The sequence below is a fragment of the Coprococcus sp. OM06-34AC genome, from assembly GCF_003462545.1.
GTDB classification, from domain to species: domain Bacteria; phylum Bacillota; class Clostridia; order Lachnospirales; family Lachnospiraceae; genus Coprococcus; species Coprococcus aceti.
In genome coordinates this window covers 142,380-164,878 of the sequence record NZ_QTZF01000007.1, presented here as the reverse complement: position 1 = coordinate 164,878, position 22,499 = coordinate 142,380, and the positions used below count along the sequence as shown (strand labels likewise).

18 protein-coding genes and 1 other RNA gene are annotated in these 22,499 nt (G+C 46.6%); 15 read left to right on the top strand and 4 right to left on the bottom strand.

The window, feature by feature from the left end; genetic code table 11:
* Positions 1 to 43: 43 nt before the first annotated feature.
* Positions 44 to 757 (bottom strand): hypothetical protein, encoded by a 714-nt coding sequence (locus DXB91_RS12295; RefSeq protein WP_117549352.1) that lies wholly within the window; start codon positions 755 to 757, stop codon positions 44 to 46.
* Positions 758 to 1,019: 262 nt separating this feature from the next.
* On the opposite strand from DXB91_RS12295, the gene ftsH reads away from it, so the two are divergent.
* Positions 1,020 to 2,825 carry an ATP-dependent zinc metalloprotease FtsH gene (gene ftsH / locus DXB91_RS12290; protein ID WP_117549473.1) on the top strand — a complete coding sequence of 602 codons (1,806 nt, stop codon included), beginning with the start codon at positions 1,020 to 1,022 and terminating at the stop codon, positions 2,823 to 2,825.
* A 117-nt stretch (positions 2,826 to 2,942) separates the two neighbouring features.
* Here the strand turns inward: ftsH and yfbR are convergent, their stop codons facing one another.
* Both yfbR and uvrC read right to left on the bottom strand, forming a co-directional pair.
* Positions 2,943 to 3,545 (bottom strand): 5'-deoxynucleotidase, encoded by a 603-nt coding sequence (gene yfbR, locus DXB91_RS12285; RefSeq protein WP_117549350.1) that lies wholly within the window; start codon positions 3,543 to 3,545, stop codon positions 2,943 to 2,945.
* A gap of 13 nt (positions 3,546 to 3,558) precedes the next feature.
* A complete protein-coding gene (gene uvrC, locus DXB91_RS12280; RefSeq protein ID WP_118018218.1) occupies positions 3,559 to 5,382 on the bottom strand; it encodes an excinuclease ABC subunit UvrC in 1,824 nt (607 codons plus the stop codon).
* 160 nt (positions 5,383 to 5,542) lie between these two features.
* On the opposite strand from uvrC, the gene DXB91_RS12275 reads away from it, so the two are divergent.
* From DXB91_RS12275 to DXB91_RS12255, 5 genes are read left to right on the top strand one after another with little or no spacing between them, the layout of a single operon-like run.
* On the top strand, positions 5,543 to 6,547 hold the full coding sequence (locus DXB91_RS12275; RefSeq protein WP_022216126.1) for a deoxyguanosinetriphosphate triphosphohydrolase: 1,005 nt from the start codon (positions 5,543 to 5,545) through the stop codon (positions 6,545 to 6,547).
* 28 nt (positions 6,548 to 6,575) lie between these two features.
* A complete protein-coding gene (gene dnaG / locus DXB91_RS12270; RefSeq protein WP_118018202.1) occupies positions 6,576 to 8,390 on the top strand; it encodes a DNA primase in 1,815 nt (604 codons plus the stop codon).
* Between the two features lie 32 nt (positions 8,391 to 8,422).
* Positions 8,423 to 9,610, top strand: a complete 1,188-nt coding sequence (gene rpoD / locus DXB91_RS12265; RefSeq protein ID WP_022216124.1) for an RNA polymerase sigma factor RpoD — start codon at positions 8,423 to 8,425, stop codon at positions 9,608 to 9,610.
* Positions 9,611 to 9,657: 47 nt separating this feature from the next.
* Positions 9,658 to 10,383: a tRNA (adenine(22)-N(1))-methyltransferase gene (locus DXB91_RS12260; RefSeq protein ID WP_118018200.1), complete on the top strand. Its 726-nt coding sequence runs from the start codon at positions 9,658 to 9,660 to the stop codon at positions 10,381 to 10,383.
* A gap of 8 nt (positions 10,384 to 10,391) precedes the next feature.
* On the top strand, positions 10,392 to 11,399 hold the full coding sequence (locus tag DXB91_RS12255) for a uridine kinase family protein (RefSeq protein WP_055273287.1): 1,008 nt from the start codon (positions 10,392 to 10,394) through the stop codon (positions 11,397 to 11,399).
* A 130-nt stretch (positions 11,400 to 11,529) separates the two neighbouring features.
* On the opposite strand, the gene rnpB is transcribed toward DXB91_RS12255, so the two are convergent.
* Positions 11,530 to 11,889, bottom strand: an RNA gene (gene rnpB / locus DXB91_RS12250) — RNase P RNA component class A.
* 198 nt (positions 11,890 to 12,087) lie between these two features.
* On the opposite strand from rnpB, the gene DXB91_RS12245 reads away from it, so the two are divergent.
* The 9 genes from DXB91_RS12245 (at position 12,088) to DXB91_RS12205 (ending at position 22,435) form a co-directional block, all read left to right on the top strand.
* Complete coding sequence (locus tag DXB91_RS12245; protein WP_055223258.1) at positions 12,088 to 12,801, top strand: hypothetical protein; 714 nt, start codon at positions 12,088 to 12,090, stop codon at positions 12,799 to 12,801.
* A gap of 24 nt (positions 12,802 to 12,825) precedes the next feature.
* Positions 12,826 to 13,368, top strand: coding sequence for a nitroreductase family protein (locus DXB91_RS12240; RefSeq protein ID WP_118018198.1), 543 nt, complete (start codon positions 12,826 to 12,828; stop codon positions 13,366 to 13,368).
* A gap of 93 nt (positions 13,369 to 13,461) precedes the next feature.
* Positions 13,462 to 15,852: a PEP-utilizing enzyme gene (locus DXB91_RS12235; RefSeq protein ID WP_118018196.1), complete on the top strand. Its 2,391-nt coding sequence runs from the start codon at positions 13,462 to 13,464 to the stop codon at positions 15,850 to 15,852.
* Positions 15,853 to 15,857: 5 nt separating this feature from the next.
* Positions 15,858 to 16,541, top strand: a complete 684-nt coding sequence (locus DXB91_RS12230; protein WP_015533956.1) for a gamma-glutamyl-gamma-aminobutyrate hydrolase family protein — start codon at positions 15,858 to 15,860, stop codon at positions 16,539 to 16,541.
* Positions 16,542 to 16,621: 80 nt separating this feature from the next.
* Positions 16,622 to 17,581: a hypothetical protein gene (locus DXB91_RS12225; RefSeq protein ID WP_117549341.1), complete on the top strand. Its 960-nt coding sequence runs from the start codon at positions 16,622 to 16,624 to the stop codon at positions 17,579 to 17,581.
* 237 nt (positions 17,582 to 17,818) lie between these two features.
* A complete protein-coding gene (locus DXB91_RS12220; RefSeq protein WP_015533954.1) occupies positions 17,819 to 18,496 on the top strand; it encodes a PspA/IM30 family protein in 678 nt (225 codons plus the stop codon).
* A 39-nt stretch (positions 18,497 to 18,535) separates the two neighbouring features.
* Entirely contained in the window at positions 18,536 to 19,516 is a 981-nt protein-coding gene (locus DXB91_RS12215; RefSeq protein WP_015533953.1) for an SPFH domain-containing protein, read from the top strand.
* 131 nt (positions 19,517 to 19,647) lie between these two features.
* A complete protein-coding gene (pcrA, locus tag DXB91_RS12210) occupies positions 19,648 to 21,996 on the top strand; it encodes a DNA helicase PcrA (RefSeq protein WP_117549339.1) in 2,349 nt (782 codons plus the stop codon).
* A gap of 169 nt (positions 21,997 to 22,165) precedes the next feature.
* Entirely contained in the window at positions 22,166 to 22,435 is a 270-nt protein-coding gene (locus tag DXB91_RS12205) for a hypothetical protein (protein WP_015533951.1), read from the top strand.
* Positions 22,436 to 22,499 lie beyond the last annotated feature (64 nt).

Genomic DNA, 22,499 nt, shown 5'->3' with positions numbered 1-22,499 from the left:
AAAACTATAAAAAGCATCCAACCGGGTGAGCCTGGAAACAGGCTTATCTGGTGGATGCTTTTTTGTTATCTATGAGGCGGAGGAATCTGTCCGCCTGAGAGATGATAAAGTCCTTAAGTGCTTTATATGGAAATACATTCGTTGTATTATTGCCTACATCGGTGCCTATGGAGGTGAATGAGTCGAGATCACTCCGCAGTCTGCTCTGTGAGAAACATAGACATTTTTTTATGGTCATATCAGGTGATGAAACCTTCGGTATGATCGGTGAGAAATCCCTGATAAACAATGGATTTGTCACATTGTAATCACCGTAGAAAAACTGTTCTGAGAAGAAATCCCGGAATGGGATGCACCTTCCCTCCGGCTGCATGCTGAGCTCGTGCATTCGGACATGGTCTATGTCGCGTGTCACACAGGTGGGAGTGTTATCGCCTGCCTCAAACTGAAAATATTGCGGCCAGAATTCCTCCACATAGGCGGCGTCCATCATGAGATGGGCAAGTATGCCAAGGTCGGCAGGTGTCATAGCTTCCACTGGATATTCTGACAATATGTGATCGATGTCCGGATATTTTGTTATGAGATCGTTCTGCCATTCCGGCCTGAAATGTGTCAGGGCTTTGTCCGTAACCGCATCTGGAAGAACGCAGCCCAGCAGGAAATCATTCAGCAGCTCCGGCTGGGATTCCTTTGAAATATGAAGTTTATCTGCGATGTATCTGCCCTCGCACAGGTGTATTATGTATCCCGGCATTGCAGCCCTCCCATATAGAATATATTTGTCAATTTGTAAAAAAGTGTACCCCCGGAGCCCCCGTAATGTCAATAAAGACAATTTCATACAAACAGTTTACTTGACTTATAATTTGTTAGGCGGTAAAGTCATAGATGGATAAATGGGATATCCATATCAGAGTAAAAGGAGAAACGTGTTGAATAACGATTACAACAAAGAACAAAACGACAAGAATGACGACAACAAGAATAATGGCAACAAAGGCAAAAACAGGAATGTCATGGTTCTGCTTGTCATCTCGGTGATATTGACACTGCTGTGCTGGAGAGCATACGACAAGATCACAAATGGAACGAAAAAAGAGATCCCGTACAGCGGATTTGTGGAGATGCTGGATTCGGGAGAGGTGGACAATGCAGAGATATATGCCAAGAAGATCAAATTTACCTCAAAGGAGTCTGATGGAACTCTGGACAAGAACACCTATGTGACTGTGAGGATAAGCGACGATAAGCTGGCAGACCGACTTAAGACGGCCCATGAGAAGTATGCCACAACATATGAGGGAAAAGACGAGAGCGGTTCAGCCATGGTCGGAACGATACTTTCATATGTGGTAATGATAGCTGCATTCTATCTGTTTCTTTCGCTCGTGACAAGGCGGAGCGGAATGATGGGCTTTGGCAAATCTAACGCAAAGGTATATATGGAGAAGAAGACCGGAGTCACATTTGCAGATGTTGCAGGTGAGGACGAGGCAAAGGAATCCCTGACTGAGATGGTCGACTTCCTTCACAACCCTAAGAAGTATATGGCTATAGGTGCAAAGCTTCCAAAGGGAGCACTGCTGGTCGGCCCTCCGGGAACCGGAAAGACACTTCTGGCAAAGGCTGTTGCCGGAGAGGCAAACGTGCCATTTTTCTCCATGTCGGGATCAAGCTTCGTGGAGATGTACGTGGGAGTCGGAGCATCGAGAGTCAGAGACCTGTTCAAACAGGCATCTGAGATGGCTCCTTGTATAATATTCATAGACGAGATAGATGCCATAGGCCAGAGCAGAGACAGCGTGAGGGGCGGTGATTCGGAGAGAGAACAGACACTGAACCAGCTTCTTGCCGAGATGGATGGATTTGACACATCCAAGGGAATAGTGATACTGGCTGCAACCAACAGGCCGGAGACACTTGACAAGGCACTCCTGAGACCGGGAAGATTTGACAGAAGAGTAATAGTTGAGAAGCCGGATCTTCAGGGTAGAATAGACACGCTGAAGGTACACTCCAGAAATGTCAAGATGGATGAGACTGTGGATCTCCGTGAGCTTGCGCTTGCCACAGCAGGTGCGGTTGGAGCAGATCTCGCCAACATAATAAATGAGGCGGCGCTCACTGCGGTCAGATCCGGAAGGAGCATGGTTTCACAGGCTGATCTGATTGGTGCGGTGGAGCTTGTATTTGCAGGAAAAGAGAAGAAGGGCAAGCTGCTCGGCGACCAGGAGAAGAAGGTCGTTGCATATCATGAAGTTGGACATGCTCTTCTGGTTGCACTCCAGAAGCACACTGAGCCTGTTCAGAGAATTACAATAGTTCCTAGAACGATGGGTTCTCTGGGATATGTATGGCAGGTGCCTGAGGAAGAGAAGTATATGGAGACCAAGGCTGAGCTTGAGGCGAACATTGTGACGACCCTCGGCGGAAGAGCTGCAGAGGAATTGAAATTCGAGTCAGTGACCACCGGCGCGGCAAATGATATAGAGCAGGCGACCAAGACAGTGAGAGCGATGATAACCATGTACGGAATGTCAGACAAGTTCGGACTCATGCAGCTTGAGACTGTTCAGGGAAAATATCTCGACAGAAATGCAGTGCTCCAGTGTTCAGACAAGACTGCTGCAAAGGTCGATGAGGAGATTAGGAATCAGCTCAAGAAGGCATATGATGAGGCCAAGAAGCTTCTCTCAGAGCACATGAATGCGTTGGATGCCATCGCACAGTATCTGATAGAGAAGGAGTCGATAACAGGCCAGGAGTTCATGGAGATATTCAACAGAGTTGAAAATGCTGAACAAAATGTTGAACAGGAATAAAATTAAGACAATAATAAGATCAAAAAAAGAGAAGCCGGGGCTGGCAAAAAGCTCCGGCTTCTCTTTTTTCTATATCTGCTTTAGATTATATCTGCTTTAGATTATATCTGCTTTAGATTATATCTGCTGAAGATCGTCCAGGGTCTTGCCGTATGCCGGTAAAAACTCGCACACGAAGTCGTTTACCTCAGGATAAGTCTCAGCCATCTGTGACACGGAATTCATGATCGTACCCATGGCACTGGAGAACTCGGTATTTCCCGATCCTGTCTCCTCCATACATTTGATCAGGGCGGACAGCTTGTCAGCCGCTTTGACGAGCTTCCAAAGATATACATCATTCTCGTCGTCGGCATCCTTAAAGAATATCGGTTCATAGGCTGGTCTGAGATCGTCCGGCAGCTTGTCAAGCAGTGTGTGGCATGCGATATCTTCCACATCCTTGAAGGCTGTCTTGATATCATCGTTGTAGTATTTCACTGGGGTCGGCATGTCGCCGGTGATGATCTCCGATGCATCGTGATAGAGACCTATGAGTGCAGCTCTCTCGGCGTTCAGAGTCTTGCCGTAGCGTACATTGCCGATGGTTGCCAGTGCGTGGGCTATCATGCTCACCTCTAGGCAGTGCTCACACAGATTCTCCTCGCGGTTGTTCCTCATGAGTGCCCATCTGTCAATATATTTCATTCGTGATATAAGTGCAAAAAAGTTGTATTCCATCATAAAATCCTCGTTACTTCTGTTTATCGTTGTGGAAAAAGTTATATACCGCAGTGGCTGCAGTCTTGTTCATTCCCTGCGGGATCTCGAGATCAGCAATGCTGGCGGCACGGATCTTTTCTATGTCCTTGAAGTATGCCAGAAGAGCCTTTCTCCTTGCCGGACCGATGCCCTCAATATCGTCCAGAACTGAGTGGATCTGGGATTTGCTTCTGAGACTTCTGTGGTACTCGATTGCAAATCTGTGGGCCTCATCCTGAAGTCTTGTTATCATGTTGAAGGCCTGTGTATTTGCAGGAAAATCTATCTCCTTGTTGTTGTAATAGAGTCCTCTGGTTCTGTGGTGGTCATCCTTTACCATTCCGCATACCGGGATGTTGAGACCAAGCTCGTCAAGAACCTCCAGAGCTATGTTGACCTGACCCCGGCCGCCATCCATCATGAGTACATCAGGGTAGATATTAAACCGCTCGTCTGTGAACCTTCTTGTGAGTACCTCCCTCATGCTTGCGTAGTCATCCGGCCCGTCTATGGTCCTGAGCTTGAACTTTCTGTAGTCATTCTTCTTGGCGCGTCCGTTTTCAAATACCACCATGGATGCCACGGAGTGATAGCCGCTTATATGCGATATATCAAATGCTTCAAGGCGTCTTGCGGATGAAACTCCGATAAGCTGTGCCAGCTCATTTGCCGCACCCTCAGTGCGCTCCTTTTCACGCTTGAGCTTGTCGGCATCCTGGTTCATGACCAGAAAAGCATTGTCCTTTGCCAGCTTGAGAAGCTTCTGCTTGTCTCCCTTCTGGGGAACAATGATGTGTACCTGACTTCCCCGGCGGGCGCTCAGATATTCCTCGATGACCTTGTAGTCCTCGATCTGCTGCTCGATAATGATCTCCTTTGGCAGATATGGAGTGGAAGCGTAGTATTGCTTGAGAAAAGACTCCATGATCGTGCTGTAAGCCTCAGCATTTACGCCGCTCATGTGGTAGTGTTCCCTGCCGATCATCTTGCCGGATCTTATGAAGAATATGGATATGACACACTCATTTCCAAGATCGGTGGCCATGGCGATCACATCCCTGTCGTCTGCGCTTGTGTCACCGACTCTCTGGGTGGACTCAATGTGATGGATGCTCTTTATCAGATCCCTGATCTCGGCGGCCTGTTCAAATTCCATATCCTCGGACAGCTCCTTCATCTGCTTTTCGAGATCCCTGATCACATGACCGTGGTTGCCGTTCAGAAAGCTTATGGCATCCTGGACATTTTTGTTGTAATCCTCCTTGGAGATATATCCCTGACAGGGCGCCATGCACTGCTTTATCTGGTGATACAGGCAGGGCCTTTCAAGGCCCATATCCCTTGGCAGAACCTTGTTGCAGCTCCTGATGTGATACAGCTTTTTCAGCAGCTCTATGATATCCTTCACCGCTTTGGAATTGGTGTATGGGCCGAAATATTTGGAGTGATCCCGTTTCATCTGATGGCTGTACAGTATGCGCGGGTAATCCTCCTCCACAGTAATGCGGATATAGGGATAACCCTTGTCATCCGTGAGCATGGTGTTGTAGTGCGGTCTGTGCTCCTTTATAAGGTTGCACTCTAGAACGAGAGCCTCGATCTCTGAACCGCAGACAATATATTCAAACCATGCAATATGGGATACCATCTTCTGAATCTTCGGGGATTTCTTGTAGCCGGTCTGGAAATATTGATGTACTCTGTTGTACAGATCTATGGCTTTTCCTACATATATAATATGATCCCCCGAATCGTGCATGAGATATACTCCTGGGACATGGGGGAGCTTCTTAAGTTCTTCTTCAAAATCAAACATGTCATTCACCTCAAAAATCTTAGATAAGTATATCACTATACTTACTATCATGTCATTCTTTCATCAGAAAATTTGAAAAATAAAAAAGGATTTTGAGAAAAAACGGAGAATAATAAAAATGTGTGGTAAGAAATATTGATCATGTGATAGGAGAGATTCTATGACGATACGGGAACAGCAGGAAAAAAGGGAGCACGAAGTGCTCAGCAGATATGCGGCGTTCAGTGATCAGTCCACAGGACGTGACAGACCGGAGGAGCAGTGCGACCTCAGAACGGTCTACCAGAGAGACAGGGACAGGATACTCCACTGCAAGGCGTTCAGGAGACTTAAGCATAAGACTCAGGTATTTCTGTCGCCGGGTGATGATCACTACAGGACCAGACTGACCCATACTCTGGAGGTGTCGCAGATAGCAAGGACGATAGCCAGATCACTCAGGCTTAACGAGGATCTGACGGAGGCGATAGCGCTGGGACATGACCTGGGACATACGCCATTTGGACATGTCGGTGAGCGGACACTTGCGGCCTGCGCGGGCAATAATTTCAGCCACAATGTTCAGAGCGTAAGGGTTGTGGAACGTCTTGAGAACCGTGGTGAGGGACTTAATCTCACCTGGGAGGTCCGGGACGGAATGCTAAACCATAAGACATCATGCACTCCGCATACGCTGGAGGGACAGTGTGTGAGACTGGCGGACAAGATAGCGTACGTCAATCATGATATAGATGATGCGATAAGGGGTAACATATTGAAGGAGGAGGATCTTCCGACCAATATCACCGACATTCTCGGGAAGAATACCCGCACCAGACTGAACTGTCTCATACATGATGTGATAAATACGAGTCAGGACAAGGATTATGTCGGTATGTCGGCGGAGATCGGGGATGCTCTGGGGAAGCTGAGAACATACATGTTCAGATATCTCTACACTAACCCGATAGCCAAGAGCGAGGAGCTCAAGGCCGACAAGATGCTGAGGATATTGTATGAATACTTCATTGAGGACGCCAGCAGGCTGACAAATGAATGTGTTGAGATGATATATATGGGAGAGGATCCCAAGACAGTCGTGTGCGACTACATAGCTGGTATGACAGACAATTATGCGATAGAGACATTTAAGAGTATATATATACCGAAGTCCTGGAAGGTCTGAGCATACCTGACAAACAGGAGGAATCGAATTGTATTATTCGGATGACGTGATAAATGAAGTCTTGTCAAGAAATGATATAGTGGATGTTATCGGAAGCTACGCAAGCCTTAAGAAGAAGGGCGCGAATTACGAGGCATGCTGTCCGTTCCATCATGAGAAGACTCCGTCATTTAAGGTCAACAGGGAAAAACAGATGTATCACTGCTTCGGCTGCGGAGTCGGTGGCAACGTGTTTACATTTGTCATGGAATATGAGAACCTCAATTTCCCGGAGGCGGTGGAGAGGCTTGCGGAGAGGGCTGGAGTACAGCTCCCTGAGAAGTCCATGAACGCCCAGGAGAGGTCGAGGGAGCAGTATAAGATAACGCTCAGGGAGATGAACAAGACTGCGGCTGCATATTTTCATTATATATTGAAGCATAGCCAGCATGGTGAGAAGGCTTATGAGTATTTTCACGAGACAAGAGGTCTCTCTGATGAGACGATAAATAAATTTGCGCTTGGATATTCAGATATATACAGGGATGATCTGTACAGGTATCTGAAGAGCAAGGGATATACAGATGATCAGATGAAGGGCTCGGGACTTGTTGAGATCAGCGAGAAGGAAGGCGGTGTGGACAAGTTCTGGAACAGAGCCATGATCCCGATACTGGATATAAACGGCAAGGTCATCGCATTTGGCGGACGAGTCATGGGCGATGGAAAACCGAAATATATAAATACCAGTGATACCGCGGTGTTCGACAAGAGCCATACGTTGTTTGCCATGAACATAGCAAGGCGGAGCAGGAGAAAAGGATTTATATGCTGTGAGGGATATATGGATGTCATCTCCATGCATCAGGCAGGATTTGACAATGCCGTGGCATCCCTTGGAACGGCATTTACATTTGGACATGCTGGGATAATAAAGAGATATGCCGATGAGGTTTATCTGGCGTACGACAGTGACGGCGCAGGCGTGGAGGCGACGAAGAAGGTCATAGCAATTCTCCGGGAGGTCGGAGTCGGCGCAAGGGTCATCAATATGAGACCGTACAAGGATCCCGATGAGTTCATACAGAACCTTGGAAGCGAGGCATTTGAGGAGAGGATAAAGAAAGCTGAGAGCGGAATGATGTTCCTTGCAAGGATATATTCTGAGGAATATGACCAGAGCGATCCGGGGGAGCTGACCAAGTTCCAGAACCAGATAGCGAGGGAACTGGCATATATTGAGGACGACCTGGAGAGAAATAATTATGTCGATGCCATAGCGAGAAAATATGTGATCGACAAGGATGCCCTTGCCGCGAAGGTACATGCCTACGGTGTTGCGGGCACGGCAAAGCCGGAGATAGTGGAGCGGGAGACCCGCAGACTCCAGGAACAGCAGAGCTATGAAGAGTTCCCGGGAGACCAGAGCGCGGGAGCTCCGGGAAGACCTGAGACAAAGGATAATAAGACCGCCAAGCTGCTGCTCACATGGCTTGTGAACCGGCCGGAGCTGTTTGCCAGACTTGACGGCGTGGTGAGTGAGGCGGACTTTGAGCCGGGAATATACCGGACCGTAGCGGACAAGCTGTACTCACAGTACAGGGAGAAGCACAAGGTTGAGCCCGCTGTGGTGGTGAACACATTCCAGGATGTGGAGGAACAGAGACTGGTGGCAGGCATGCTCCAGACAGATCTGGCGATAGACATGACCGAGGAGGAGGTTGGCAATGCCATAACCGAGGTCGTGAAAAAGATAAAGCTTGCCAGCATAAAAAAGCAGCTTGAGAGCGAGAATGACATGATGAAGGTTCAGCAGCTCATCAAGGACAGGAAAAAGATAGAAAAGTTTAAAGTTATTTTATAAGAAATAAACAATACATTATGTGGAGGAAAGATATGAGTACAATGGATGCGATCAATTCAAATGAAGACAAGTATATGATCAAGGTGAGTGAGGACGATGCGATCAACGCAAAGTTCAACACAAAGCTTCAGGAATTGCTTGACATAGCTCACAGCAAGAAGAACGTTATAGAGGACACAGAGCTCATCAAGCATTTTAACGATCTCAAGGAGGTTGCCCTTGATCTGGATACCATGCAGAAGATCTTCAATTTCCTTGAAAAGAACGGTGTGGACATACTTCAGATAACAGATGACGATGAGGAGGAGCCAACACTTGACGAGGACGTGATCGCTGAGGGCGAGGATGTTGAGAAGATAGATTTCACAGATACAGGTGATATATCAAGCACAACACAGGATCCTGTCAAGATGTACCTGAAGGATATAGGAAAGGTGCCTCTGCTCAGCGCGGAGGAGGAGATAGAGCTTGCCAAGAGAATGGAGGCAGGCGATGAGATGGCAAAGAAGAAGCTTGCTGAGTCCAACCTCAGACTTGTTGTAAGTATAGCCAAGAGATATGTTGGACGTGGAATGTTATTCCTCGATCTAATACAGGAGGGTAACCTCGGTCTGCTCAAGGCCGTGGAGAAGTTTGATTACAGAAAGGGTTACAAGTTCTCAACATATGCGACATGGTGGATCAGACAGGCCATCACAAGGGCCATCGCAGATCAGGCGAGAACCATAAGAATCCCGGTTCATATGGTTGAGACCATCAACAAGGTTACCAGAGTGAGCAGAGATCTGCTTCAGAAGCTCGGCAGAGAGCCGCTTCCAGAGGAAGTCGGAGAGGTTATGGGACTTCCAAAGGAGAGAGTTCAGGAGATCATGAAGATCGCACAGGAGCCTGTATCACTGGAGACTCCTATCGGTGAGGAGGAGGACAGCCATCTTGGAGATTTCATACAGGATGAGAGTATCCCTACACCTGTTGAGGCGACAAACCAGACACTGCTGCACGAGCAGCTCGACGAGGTAGTCAGCACACTTACAGAGAGAGAGCAGAGAGTTATAAAGCTCAGATTTGGATGGGATGACGGAAGACCAAGAACCCTTGAGGAAGTCGGCAAGGAGTTCAATGTCACAAGAGAGCGTATCAGACAGATCGAGGCAAAGGCGCTCAGAAAGCTGAGACATCCTAACAGAAGCAGAAAGCTCAAGGATTTCCTGTATAACTAGCAGAGAGGACCGCGCGATCTGGCATGGATGGTGCGAGGATAATAATTATGAAAGATATAGAATTGTCACTTCGTATGAAGACTGTTGCCGACATGGTAAAGCCCGGCGGCAGAGTGTGTGATATTGGATGCGACCATGCATTTGTGTCCATATACCTTGTGGCAAATGGCATATCGGACCGGGTCATAGCATCAGATGTTAGAACCGGTCCGTGTGCTATAGCCAGGGATAATATAGCCAGGTGGAATATGACAGACCGTATTGATCTGAGACTCGGAAACGGACTTGCAACCATATCTCCGGGTGAGGTGGATTCCATCATAATAGCCGGCATGGGAGGAATCCTCATAACGGATATACTTGAAGCCGGCATGGATGTGGTACAGTCAGCCGGTCAGCTCGTGCTGCAGCCCCAGTCGGAGACAGAGCATTTGAGAAGGTACATCGCAGAGAATGGCTGGAAGATCACAGAGGAAAAAATGCTGATAGATGCCGGCAAATACTATGTTGTACTGAATGTGGATGTGACAGCACAGGATTTTGGTAATAAGTCAGCCATGGATGAAGTATATTATAAATACGGATATTACCTCATACATAATCATGACAAGATCCTCGGAGAGTATCTGAGGGATAAGCTTGATTCGACCGGAAAAGTTCTTGAAGGACTGAAGAATGCGGATACGGTCAATGCCAGACGGCGTGCCGGTGAGCTCACGCATGAAAAGGAATGCATGGAAGAGGCATTGAGACTTATATCGGATATGGAGTAGATATTTATATGGGTGATGAGCAGAGAAGTATAACATCATTAAAGACAACTGCAAAGGAGTGGGCGAGGAAAGTCGGTATCGATTCGGTCGACAGGCTGAACGAGATGATCGATTCAGGAAAGGGACTGGAGCTCATACTGGTATGCGAGGCTATGCAGAGTAACTGCATGTATGAGATAGCCAGAAAAGTCTCCGAACAGAAGCGCAGGATAATACTGATATCCGGGCCGAGCTCGGCGGGCAAGACAACACTTTCCCACAGACTCAGTATCCAGCTTCGTGCCATGGGACTCAGACCACATGCGATAGCTGCGGATAACTATTTTGTGAACCGTGAAGACAATCCGAAGGATGAGAATGGCAACTATGATTTCGAGTGCCTGGAGGCCATGGATCTTGAAACACTTAATAGGGATATGACAAGGCTGTTGGACGGTGAAGAGATAGAGCTTCCGGTTTTCAACTTCAAGACCGGAGTGAGGGAATATCATGGGGACCTTCTCAAAATAGGTGAAAATGATGTTATCATCATGGAAGGAATCCATTCGCTTAACCCGAAGATGACATACGGCCTGGCGGATGAAGACAAGTACAAGATATACATAAGTCCTCTTAATCAGTTGTACGTTGAAGGTGAGGACGGCGAGCCGGCAAAGGTTTCAACCATAGACAGCAGACTGCTCAGGAGAATAGTCAGAGACAGCAGGACCAGAGGGAACGATGTGGAGAAGACACTTTCCATGTGGAGCTCAGTCAGAAGGGGAGAGGAGAAATATATCTTCCCATATGAGAGCGAGGCTGATGAGATGTTTAACTCGGGACTGTTGTACGAATATACCGCCATACGGCGTGAGGCGAGACCATTGCTGCTCGGGGTAGATGAGACTTCAGAGCATTACCAGGATGCGGCGAGACTTCTGCGTCTGATAGATATGTTCCACGATATAGACACGGAATACATACCTGCCAATTCCATACTCAGAGAATTTATAGGTGGCGGATGCTTCAGGATATGATGAAGGTTCACACAAGGATATAGAATAACCAATAAGAATAACCAGTAGCATAAAAAATACGGCACAGAGGCAAATCAAATGTCTCCGTGCCGTATTTTTTGTTCAAAATATAAGAAAAATACTATGAAAGGGAATGAGTTGGACTGTAAGCCGGGTTATGTCGAGAGTGATCATCTATCTAGGATTTATGTTACCATAAAACTCAAGCAACCTACCTGGAATGCAGCGGGCAACTGTATCATTCCACAAGCTCCTTTGCAGAAGCTATATTTGGTCTTGCTTCGGATGGGGTTTACAGAGCCTGTCATGTTACCATGGCAGCGGTGAGCTCTTACCTCGCCTTTCCACCCTTACCATACGAATATGGCGGTATATTTCTGTTGCACTGGCCTGGGAGTCGCCTCCACCGGACGTTATCCGGCATCCTGCCCTGTGAAGCCCGGACTTTCCTCACCTGCAAAAATGCAGCCGCGATCACTTATCCAACTCATATAATCTTATAACAAATCACCGGCAAAAAGTAAAGTGAAAATAATCAAAAAACAACGAATGTAGTTTTTAAAACTACTTAACACAGTTAAGAATGCTTGATGTGGATTGCGATTCATGATATAATCTATAGCAAAGACGAGCAGACTAATATATGACTTCAGGCATATGGCGCACACAGCGCTGGAAAGGACTAACAATGGAAGATGTATATTTAACTAATAGAGATTATGTGAAGATAAAGAATCTGAATCTGGTGAGCTACGGTGGCAATCAGAACTGGTCAAAGTCAAAGAAGATGCAGAAGGTCGGATGTGGTGTTATAGCCATGGCAGACCTCACGATGTATCTTGCTGAGCAGAATCCGAATATGATGACCGATGCCATCCGAAAGATCAACAAGCCAAAAGGCTTATACAACAAGCATGACTATCTTGAGTATGTGAGATTTTTCTATGTGCACTACGTGATACTTCTCATGCACAAGGGTATGCTGGGAATAGCACTCAAGCATACGATGAACAGATATTTCATGCTGAACGACATAGGGCTCAAGGCAAAGTGGAAGATGATGCAGTCCGATGAATCGATGCTGAGAGATATAAGACATCTCATAAGAAAGAATAAGCCGGTCATACTGGCCATAGGACCTAACAGATACAATCCATTTGGCAAGAAGGGTATCAGCCTTTATGTGGACAAGGACGGTGAGCTGAAGAGCTCCATCAGGGAGAATGTCCACTCACATTATGTGACTGTTACAGGAGTGTGCACCATAAAAGGAAGAGAATATCTTGTTGTATCTTCATGGGGAAAGAAGTATTATATAGACTATAAGGAATACAGGAATTACGTGAATAACGTCGGTGACAAGTTCACGAGCGGGATATTATATATCCAGGGATTATTATAAGATTTTACACCAGGAGGACATTGTATGAACGCAGTAGAATGTATCAAGACCAGAAGAAGTGTGAGAAAGTTTACAGATGAGATGGTGAGTGTTGACACAGTCAGAGGGATTGTTGAGCTGGCGTCATATGCGCCATCATGGAAGAATACACAGGTTATCAGATATACACTTGTGGAGGATCCGGAGATCATAGCTAAGATAGCTGCAGAGGGCGTTATGGATTTCCCTCTCAACCAGAAGACAGTCAGCAGAGCGAAGCAGCTCATGATAGTCACCAAGAAGGACGGAATATGTGGCTATGAGAAGTCAGGAGAGTTCAGCACAAGCAAGGGCAGCGAGTGGGAGATGTTCGATGCCGGTATAGCAACCCAGACATTCTGTCTTGCCGCTCATGATAAGGGCGTTGGAACAGTCATACTCGGAATATTTGACGATGCAAAGGTAGGAGAGATAGTTGGTATTCCTGATGGACAGACTGTTGCCGCAGTTGTGGCTATGGGTTATCCTGCATTTGCACCGGAGATGCCGCCTAGAAAGTCAGTGGACGACCTTCTCACAGTGAAGTAGATAACAGAACGGTACAATTACATATAAAAAGAAATTGATGTAAGCTGCACTTTAGTATACACTAAGTGCAGCTTTTTTTAATAAGGAGGCAACATGGCAGACAGGATTTCTTCAAAGGCTGATGTTCTTAAGAGCCTGTATGGAAAATTGAAGTATTCGAGAGTGGAAAAGCTGAAGATAGTAACCGGAGCTGAGCTTGATGCCGATCCGTATGGACTTGCGGCGGAGATAGCAGAAGAATTTGCCGGAGGGTATATCGTGGTCAGAAGCTCGTCCTCAAATGAAGACGGACTCAACACTTCGAATGCCGGTCACTATGAGAGTATTCTGGGAGTGGACCCTTCAGACGGAGAGGCGGTAGTAAGGGCAGTCAGGGAAGTGCTGGATTCATATAAATGTGATCTGGACGATGTGTCCGGCGAACAGGTTCTCATACAGAGACAGATCACGAATATCAGCTACAGCGGTGTTATATTTTCAAGGGAGATCAAGAAGAACAGGCCATATTATACGATAACCTACGATGATTCATCCACAGACGCGGTTACAAGCGGAAGGGGAGGAAAGACGGTATACATAATCAGGAATGTGGACTGTGATGAGCTGCCGGCGAACTGGGCTGCGCTCATCAGATCCATGCGTGAGCTGGAGGAGATGCACCCTGAATATCCACTGGATGTGGAGTTCGCAATAGATGAGGACAATACAGTCACGATATTTCAGATGAGACCTCTTGCAGCCAGCATCAATGGTGTTCACTCCGATGTCGATGACGAAGAGGTGTTCAGGACTGTTTTGGAGGCTGAGGATACATACAGGGAGATCAGCAGCCTGGTTGGGGACAGGAACACCATATTGTCGGATATGGCATTCTGGAATCCTGCGGAGATCATAGGTGAAAATCCCCATCCGCTTGACTATTCCCTGTACAGGGAGATCATCACGTCTGCGGCATGGAATCAGGGACTCAGCTACATTGGTTACAGAGAGGTGGATGGAGACCTCATGTATAAGCTTGGCAACAAGCCGTACATATCTCTTAAGAAGTCGTTCCTGGGGCTGATGCCGGATGAACTGGATGACAGGCTGGAGGCGAAGCTTCTGAAGTATTACGATAAGAAGCTTATAGATGATCCGACCGCCCATGACAAGATAGAATTTGAGATAGCATTTTCCGAATATGACTTCTCGACGGAGGACAAGCTGGGGACACTGACGGAAGCCGGGTTCACCAGGGAGGAGATTGCGGACCTCTCGGATTCGCTGTTCAATCTGACAAACAATGCGATATGCAATTTCAATAGAAACAGGATGAAGGATCTCAGGGCTCTTAACGGCCTTCGTGTCCACCGTGAGAATACGAGAAGCAACTGGCTTATGGCGCACAATGATGTGGTAACGCTGATACAGTATTTTGTACAGCTCATAGAGAGCATAAAGCATTACGGAACCCCGAAATTTGCGCGACAGGCGAGACTGGCATTCATATCGAAGGCGATTAGCAGATCCCTTGTGTACAGAGGATATTTTACGGACAAAGAGATAGACGATTTTATGATGTCGATATATACTGTTGCGTCGGAGTACGATTCTGACTTTCAGGATCTGGTGGACGGCAGGATAACAAGAGTTACATTTGATGAAAAATATGGACATCTGCGTTCAGGCACATACGACATAACCTGCGAGACATACGCCCAGCGCGAGTTCGACCTGTCCAAGGGAAGCGCTGCTGCGAGAAAGCAGAGGCAGACCATAGAGGAGCTTAAGCATAATCCTCTGGATTCGGTTAAGCTCATGGAGGCACTTGAGGATATAGGCTTTTATGTGGATCTCAGGGAATTTCTGGATTTCCTCAAGGATTCCATGGAGGAGAGGGAATTCTTCAAGTTCGAGTTCACCAAGACATTAAGCCTTGCCATAGACATACTTATAGATATAGGCGATAAACTTGGCATAAGCAAGGAAGACATGGCATATCTTGAGGTGCCGGATATTCAGCTTATGGTGAACAGACCTGCGGAATTCACAGGCGATATATGGAGAAAGAACATAGATCAGAACAAAAAGAAATTCCAGAGGGCGTCCATGCTTATACTGCCGGATGTCATATATGATCCGTTGCAGTTAAAATGCATAGAGATATGGGAGGCCAGACCTAACTTCATAACATCTGAATGCGTCACGGGTGACATTCTCCTGCTTGAAAATTATGAGAATGAGGATCACGAGGATGTGGCTGACGTTCAGGATAAGATAGTAGTTCTCCCGAAGGCGGATCCGGGATACGATTGGATATTTGCAAAGGGGATAAAAGGATTTATAACGAAATACGGCGGAGTTGCATCCCACATGGCGATAAGGTGTGCGGAGTTCAACATCCCGGCGGCAATAGGCTGCGGAGACTGCATATACAGTTTCGTGGAAAAACAGCAGACGGTGACGCTCGACTGTGCACACGGTAAGATAACAAAGGGGGTATAGGTTTTATGTTACATGCACTTATAACACAGCGGGAAGGACACAATATGTATGGAAAATATACGGACGTTCTCGAGGCTGCTTATGTGGAGTTCTATGAGAGCCTTGGAATAAGACTCAGACCGGTATCCAACTTTACAAAAAACTTTGATGAGATAGTGGATGAACAGTTTGATCTCCTGATAGTGACAGGGGGCGGAACGCTCCATCCGAGACATTATGTGGAGCCGCACAATGCAGAGCTGCAGCCGCACCGTGATGCGCTGGAGGAGCAGCTCATAATGTACTGCGTCCAGAATGAGATCCCAGTGATAGGCGTGTGCAGGGGAATGCAGCACATAAATGCGCTGTTTGGCGGTAAGATAAGTTATTCCGCGCGCTTTAAGGTGCCAAGACCCAGAGGCACAGACCACATGGCAAGGATAGTCAAGACGGACAGATATATCAAGGTAAACAACTTCCACAGCGACTGTGTCTATCTGGAAAATCTGTCGACGATGTTCTATCCGATAGTGGTCGATGAGGAGAATGAATCTGTCGAGGCATTTGTATCACCGACGATGAGCATACTTGCCTTCCAGTGGCATCCTGAGCGTATATTTGAGAGCGAGGAAGGACGGCTTTTTACAAGACATCTTATACAGGATTTCCTTGGGCTTCCGAGAGATGATGTGAAACCGGCGATAGATTAACGTTGAAATGCCATATGAAAGATGCTAAAATAAACTAGCGTATACTTATGAGATAGAAAAGTTGCGATGGAGGCACTATTATGGAGAACGGAAAAGCTAAACAGCTTTTAGATAGAATACAGGATATAGTTGGAGATGGACAGAACGTTCCATTTGCAGCAGGTAAGGTACTGGTCAACAAGGAAGAGGTTCTTGAGATCGTTGAGGAGCTCAAGACTACTATAGATCTGGAACTCAAGGCATATCATGAGATCACAGACAAGAGAAGCAAGATCATCAAGGAGGCAGAGCAGGAGGCCGATGAGATCATCGCGGAGGCCGAGGAGACTGCATCCAGGATCAGGCTTACAAAGCCAAGCCCGCTCTTTGTGGACCGCAAGGTCAAGAGCCTTGGCAAGCAGGACAGGCAGGCGCTCAGAACGGCCAACGAGATATATGCGGCATCTATCATTTATACAAATGAGATGCTGATGGAGATCAACGAGACCGTGAACCAGGCATATAATATGATAAGCATGGAGAGCGACAGAGTCCTTGATTCTCTGAGAAAGAAATCTGAGATCATTGAGAACAACAAGAAGGAGCTCATGGAAGGTCTCATGGATATGAAGAAGCAGGAGCGCTATGCCGATATACTGGAGATCAGCCAGCTTCTGGCGAATGAGCTGTATTACGAGAAGAACAAAGCCAAGGATGAGGAGCACAAGGATAAGAACGGTGAGCCGGAGATGGTTCAGTGGGAGTTCGATTTTGAAGATAAGAAGGAGCCTGAACCGATCCGGGTGAAGGCATCCAGGGAACCGGTCAAGAGTGTCCAGAGGGAGACTGATGATGCGGATTCTTCGATACATGTCATAAAAGACAGTGATCATGACGATAAGATGAGACGCTTTGGAGACAGAACACCGGTGAGACTTGAGGAGTCGATAACGGATGCGAGTGCCAAGGGAAGCGACTCAGACAAGAACGGCAGACCTGATTTCAGAATAGGCGGACGTATATCCGATGCCTATGATGACGTGGATGACGGAGTCGTATAAAAGTTTCGTGCAACATGCAGGGGACGCGCTAGTTTTGAATATTAAAGCCTGATAAGTTGGCGGCTGATACTTTACAGGGGGTAACGTGTCGAATAGCACATTATATGATGCAGCAACACAGCATGCATGGCATTGCGCCGGAGCATGGGAGATCATATAATGGTGGTGTCGTCGACAGGAGGCAACATTTAATATTATATACAAATAAATCAACCTAAAACGCGGAGGTAAAAAGTTATGGGAATTTTAAAGAGATTTAAGGACATTATGTCATCAAACATCAATGCACTTCTTGACAAGGCAGAGGATCCTGAGAAGATGATAGATCAGTACCTCAGAGACCTTCAGGAGGATCTCAGAAAGGTTAAGTCAGAGACTGCAACTGTTATGGCAGAGGAGCAGAGATGCAAGAGACAGCTTGATGAGTGTGACGCAGAGATCGCAAAGATGCAGACATATGCAGAGAAGGCACTTGTAGCAGGTAACGAGGGCGATGCAATGAAGTTCCTCGAGAAGAAGAACCAGCTCACGCAGAAGCAGGTAGCTCTTCAGCAGGCATATGATGCAGCAGCAGCTAACGCAGCCAAGATGAGACAGATGCATGACAAGCTCACAAAGGATGTCAGCGATCTCAATGCAAGAAAAGAGACTATCAAGGCAAAGGTTCAGGTTGCTAAGACTCAGGAGCGTATGAACAAGATGATGAGCGGTATCGGCGATTCATCAGCTTCACTTGATGCATTTTCAAGAATGGAAGCAAAGGCAGACGCTATGCTTGACAAGGCAAATGCAATGAGCGAGCTCAATTCATCAAGCGCAGATTCAATAGATGATCTTGCAAGCAAGTATGATGCAGCTCCAAATGCAGACGTTCAGGATGAGCTTGCAGCACTTAAGGCAAAGATGGGATTATAATATTCCAAACATATTGCAGAACAGAGAGGAGTGCACTACATGGGTTTATTTTCAAATCAGTTTGCTAATGTTGTAGAATGGGAAGAGTACAGAGATGACGTCATCTTCTGGAAGTGGACAAATAGAGAGATCAAGAAGGATTCAAAGCTTATAATCAAACCGGGACAGGATGCTATATTCCTTTATAACGGAGCGGTTGAAGGTATATTTACCGAGTCTGGAAACTACACTATTGATTCACAGATCATACCATTCCTTTCAACACTCAAGGGATTTAAGTTCGGATTCAATTCAGGACTTCGCGCAGAGGTTCTGTTTGTGAATACAAAAGAGTTTACATGTAACTGGGGAACCAGTTCACCGATCAGACTTCAGGCACCGGGACTTCCGGGCGGACTTCCTGTGAGATCAAATGGTAAATTCTCATTCAAGATAGACGATTATAATGTTCTAATAGAGAAGGTTGCAGGTATAAAGCAGCAGTTCACAGTCGATGACATAAGAGACAGGATAAGGGGTATTCTGGACGGACTGCTGATGAAGTGGATCACAAAGGTTGGCGGAGACGTATTCAATCTTATGGCCAATTCCGTTGATATAGCTAAGGGTATCAAGGAAGATCTGGACATGGAACTCTTGGGAATCGGACTTACGATAACTGATTTCAGAATAAGCGAGTTTACATATCCTGAGAATATACAGAAGCGTGCTGATCAGGCTGCTGAGTATTCTATGATAGGGGATATGAACAGATTCCAGCAGGTGAATATGGTTGATTCCATGGCAAGGGGTGGCCGTACAGGAACAGCCGGAAGCAATGCAACGGATATGGCAAATGCCATGGTAGGAATGCAGATGGGAATGGCTATGGCAGGTCAGATGGCCGGAGCTATGAACCAGATGAACAATGCAGCAACGCAGGCAGCGGGAACCGGAACAGCCCCAAAGTTCTGTCCTAACTGTGGACAGCCAACTAACGGTGCGAAGTTCTGTGGCAACTGTGGAACGAAGCTGATCTAAAGACAAATACATTATAATTGAATAATGATATTTTCAAATAAACGCTGTTATGATATACTAGGCAGATGGAATAAAACATATGTTTGGTGTATATAACGGCGTTTTTTACGTCACAGGATACAGGAGGAATTATGGCAGGACTTAACGATATGCAGGAACAGGCCTGTGAGCATGTGGATGGGCCACTGCTCATACTTGCGGGAGCAGGAAGCGGAAAGACCAGGGTTATCACACACAGGGTAGCCTATCTCATGGAGCACGAAGGAGTTAATCCTCTGAACATACTGGCGATCACATTCACCAACAAGGCGGCCCGTGAGATGCGAGAGAGAGTTGATCTGATAGTTGGGGACGGAGCTGACAGGGTATGGGTCAGCACATTTCATTCGCTGTGTGTGAGGATACTCAGAAGATATGCTGATAAGATCGGCTATGGCAAGAACTTTGATATATATGATTCGGATGACCAGAAGAGTACGGTGAAGAGTATACTCAAGGATTTTCAGATAGACCCGAAGAGGTATCCCGAGAAGATGTTCATGGCGGAGATATCCAAGGCCAAGGAGAAGTATCTGTCACCTGATGAATTTGCAAAAAAGAATGTTGCAGACTATGCAGGAACAAAGGCTGCAGAGGTGTACACTGAGTATCAGAGTCGTCTTAAGAAGAACAATGCGATGGACTTTGACGATCTTATTTACAAGACGGTGGAGCTGTTCGAGCACAATCCTGATGTCCTTGATACATATCAGAATAGATTCAGATATATCATGGTTGACGAGTATCAGGATACTAATCACATACAGTTCCTGCTGGTCAAGATGCTTGCGAGAAAATACAGGAACCTGTGTGTGGTGGGAGACGATGATCAGTCCATATACAAGTTCAGAGGAGCGAATATAACCAATATCCTGAACTTTGAGAAGGAATATGAGGATGCGAAGGTTATCAAGCTGGAACAGAACTATAGATCCTGTGGCAATATACTTGCCGCAGCGAATGCAGTCATACAGCACAATGCAGGCCGTAAGGATAAGGCTCTGTGGACGGATAAGGATGCCGGTGAGAAGATCTCGTTTGAGCAGTGCGATTCGGAATATGCAGAGGGAGATATGGTGGCGAGCCGTATCAAGACTCTTGTCAGACAGGGAGTGGACTACAGGGATATAGCTATCCTCTACAGGACGAATGCACAGTCCCGTGTGCTCGGAGAGAAGATGGTGTATGCGAACATACCATACAGAGTATATGGCGGCACAAACTTCTATGCCCGAAAGGAGATCAAGGATGTTCTGGCATATCTCAAGGTCATCAACAATTCCACTGACAACCTGTACTTCAGGAGAGTGGTAAATGTTCCGAAGAGAGGTATAGGCGAGGCGAGTCTCAGCAAGGTTGAGTCATTTGCGGATGCGTATGGATTGTCGATGATGGATGCTGCGGCGAGAGCTGACGAGATACCGGGAATGGCTGCCAAGACCTCAGCTAAGATCAGGCAGTTTGCGGAGCTTATCACATCATTCAGGGATATGCTGGCGGATGGTGAGAGCCTTGACTCGGTGTACGACAGGATCCTTGAGGATACGGGTTATGAGTCAGAGCTCATAGCAGAGCACACAGAGGAGGCCATGACTAGGCTTGAGAATATCGATGAACTCCGCAACAAGGTGGTGGAATTCACAGAGGATAATGAGGAGGCAGGGCTCAGCGAGTTCCTGGAGGAGATTGCGCTTGTGTCTGACCTCGATGCCATGTCGGAGGATGACAATCAGGTCAAGCTGATGACTCTCCACAGTGCCAAGGGTCTGGAGTTCCCATACGTATTTATATGCGGAATGGAGGACAGAGTATTTCCTAGTGGAATGGCACTCAACTCAGATGATCCCGATGCTCTTGAGGAGGAGAGACGTCTGTGTTACGTGGGTATAACCAGAGCCATGAAAAAGCTGTACCTGAGTGCGGCGAAGGAACGAATGATGCATGGTAACAGGGTGTACAGCGATGTGTCCAGATTCATAAGAGAGATCCCACCTATGCTGTTTGAGCATGAAGCTGATATGAAGAATATGGCAAAGCGAAGAGAGTCGGAGTCTGTCGACAGATATAACAGAGGTGAAGGACGCAGAGATGCGTATGGAAGTTCATATGGTGATACATATGCCGGCTATGGCGGTGGAAGAACCGCTGGAGCAGCCTCAGGCAGAAGCTATGGACAGAAGAATCCATACAGCAGCTATGCAAAACAGCAGTCATACGGGCAGCCGTCTTCCCAGCCTTCGTTCGGCAAAGCCTTTGTGGTAAACAGTGTTGGCAAGCCGGATTATGCTGTTGGAGACAGAGTCAGACATATTAAGTTTGGTCCGGGTACTGTGGAGGCTTTGGAGAAGGGCGATAAGGATTACGAGGTTACAGTGAATTTCGACAGATGCGGTGTCAGGAAGATGTTTGCTTCGTTTGCAAAGCTCAAAAAATGCGAGTAGTCAATTAAACCGCATGTTAGATTTATTTATAAAATACATATAGAAATAATCAAAACCGTATGCTATAATTTTGGTATGTGTTGGGAGATAATAACTGTATGTTTCTTCTCTCAAATCAATATAATATAATGAAACCCGTTACAGGGTTAAGAAAGGGTGGAATGTAACGATGAAGAGTAGTGACGTAATCTTAGTTAAAGGCGATGCAACAGAAGAGAAGGCAAAGAGCACATTATTTGTGATCTTGGTTATCATTGGTGCCGTTGCTGCTATTGCAGGTATTGCATATGCAGTATATTCATATCTTACACCAGACTTCCTTGATGATTTTGATGATGACTTCGACGATGATTTCGACGATGACTTCTTCGATGATGAGGAAGATACAGATGAGGCAGAGCCAGCAGCAGAAGCAGCCGAGGCGGCAGACGCTGAGTAATTCGTACTGTATTATATAGAAGAATATGGTAGTATAAAGATACGCTCTATCCATTGAGGATAGA